Consider the following 1755-nt stretch of genomic DNA (forward strand, 5'->3'; position numbering starts at 1 on the left):
GGGGGGTGTGCGGTGCGGGGCCCCGCCCGGCGGGGGGCTGGCGCGGGCGGGGCCCGGCCGGCCGCAGAGCCCTGCATGGGGTGGGTCTGCGGCCCGTCAGGTGGTCAGGCGTTCCGCGCGTGGCGGCCGTGCGGCGCGGGGTCCGGCGGCGGCGCGTGTCCGTGCCGAGCCCAGTGCGGGAGGTACTGCTGCCGCAGGAGGTTGGCGGCCCGGCCGAGCAGGTCGGGCACGTCGCTCGCGGCGAAGGCGAAGAACACGGCCCACACGGATCCCAGCCAGACGAGCCAGCCAGTGACGGAGGCGGGCATCAGCGGGGGTCCGAGCCGACGGGCATCGGCAGGGCGCCGAGCTCACGGACCGCATCCGCCGTGCTGGTGATGGAGGTCGACGTCTCGGCGATCTCGGTGCCGCGCGGGGCCGACAGCTGGTCCTCGGTGAGGAGGATGCCGTGTGAGGAGATCGAGATGCGGATGCCGTCGAGAACCGTTCCGGCTTCGACCCACGAACTCCTGCCGTAGGGGTGAAGCGTCACGCAGGCGGGGGCGATGCCGAGCGCGATGCGCCACTGCTCGAACTCGCTGGGCGTGTGCAGCTGGAGGTCGAGCGTCGAGGGCTTGCCCTGGTACGGCTGGTTGACCGTGATGTAGGCGGCGGGCAACTCGGGCTGCCAGCTTGCCCAGTCGATGAGCAGCTGCAGCGAGGCGCGCTGTACGGAGATCGGGGAGCTATGGTCAGTGGTCACGGTGACCCTGCTTTCACTGGGGTGGGGCGCCGGTCGGGGCTCGCCGGGCCGGGAAGTCGGGCGGGCCTTCGGCACGTCATGGGGTGTCAGGCACTCGCGCGTTCGAACGGGGCCTCGGAGCCCAACTCGCTGTTGCGGCGCAGGTCCTCGGCGGTGAAGGTGATGCGCCCGCCGTCGCGGTGGCAGAACAACTCGCGGCGGTAGCACTTCTCGCGGAGCTGTCGGGCGCTGCGGTAGGGCAGCAGCTGACGGTCCACCACTTCCTCCGGCGTCCAGCGTCGGAATTCGGCCTCGCCCTCGGTGGGGTGGGCGGGAATCCTGCGCGTCTTCGTGGCCTTCGCGGTCACGGCGTCGTCTCCTCGTCGGCGATCAGGAGGTCCTCGTCTACGTCGAGGGCCTTGGCCACCCGATGGACCTGCTCAGAGCCGACGTCCTGCACCTGCTCGTTTTCCAGGCGGGACAGGTATCCGCGGTTCAAGCCGGACTTGGCCTCAAGCTCACGCAGGCTCAACTTCCGGCCCTGGCGGATGCCTCTGATCATGCGTCCATTGGGCTTCACGCCTACATTCTGAGCACGGTCTGCCTACGTTTGCAAGCAGCCTGCCTACATTTACTGCTCAAGAGTTGAGCTTCCGGCCTATGCCGGGCGACTACGCGGGGCGCATGATGCAACCCAAGAGCGCACATGGGGCGCAAAGCGCTGAATAATGCCCAGGTCAAGGAGCTTGATCTGAGCTATCTGCTTGCAACCGCATGTGCCAAGATGTGGATTTATGGATGAGGACACCAAGCGACTGGGTGAAGCGCTTCAGGCTGCGCGCGAGGGGCGCCGGCCGAAGCTGACCCAGCCCGAGGCGGCCGAGCAGTTGGGCATCAGCCGCACCACCGTCCAGAACATCGAGGCCGGGAGATTCAGCAAGGTCAACCGCACGATCCGCGACTACGCGGCATTGCTCGGCTGGCCTGACGGAGCGATCGAGCGCGTCCCGGCGGGCGGCCCGGTCGCCGCGGCC

5 protein-coding genes are annotated in these 1755 nt (G+C 69.2%); 1 reads left to right on the plus strand and 4 read right to left on the minus strand.

Going from position 1 to position 1755, the window contains the following annotated elements; genetic code table 11:
* Nucleotides 1-104 precede the first annotated feature (104 nt).
* The 4 genes from ACWC91_RS41505 to ACWC91_RS41520 form a co-directional block, all read right to left on the minus strand.
* Nucleotides 105-308, minus strand: a complete 204-nt coding sequence (locus ACWC91_RS41505) for a hypothetical protein (protein WP_450726390.1) — start codon at nt 306-308, stop codon at nt 105-107.
* Entirely contained in the window at nt 308-742 is a 435-nt protein-coding gene (locus ACWC91_RS41510; RefSeq protein ID WP_450726392.1) for a hypothetical protein, read from the minus strand. Before ACWC91_RS41510 ends, ACWC91_RS41505 begins: the two co-directional genes overlap by 1 nt.
* A gap of 86 nt (nt 743-828) precedes the next feature.
* Nucleotides 829-1089: a hypothetical protein gene (locus tag ACWC91_RS41515; RefSeq protein ID WP_450726394.1), complete on the minus strand. Its 261-nt coding sequence runs from the start codon at nt 1087-1089 to the stop codon at nt 829-831.
* Nucleotides 1086-1301, minus strand: coding sequence for a helix-turn-helix domain-containing protein (locus ACWC91_RS41520; protein ID WP_450726396.1), 216 nt, complete (start codon nt 1299-1301; stop codon nt 1086-1088). Before ACWC91_RS41520 ends, ACWC91_RS41515 begins: the two co-directional genes overlap by 4 nt.
* A gap of 214 nt (nt 1302-1515) precedes the next feature.
* Between ACWC91_RS41520 and ACWC91_RS41525 the strand changes: the two genes are divergently transcribed.
* Nucleotides 1516-1755: helix-turn-helix domain-containing protein (locus ACWC91_RS41525; RefSeq protein WP_450726398.1), on the plus strand; the 240-nt coding region annotated here is incomplete at its 3' end.

The sequence above is a fragment of the Streptomyces sp. NPDC001204 genome (assembly GCF_053598035.1).

Coding starts and splice junctions, on each gene's coding strand:
- ACWC91_RS41505 (WP_450726390.1), bottom strand. CDS start 308: ATGCCCGCCTCCGTCACTGGCTGGCTCGTCTGGCTGGGATCCGTGTGG.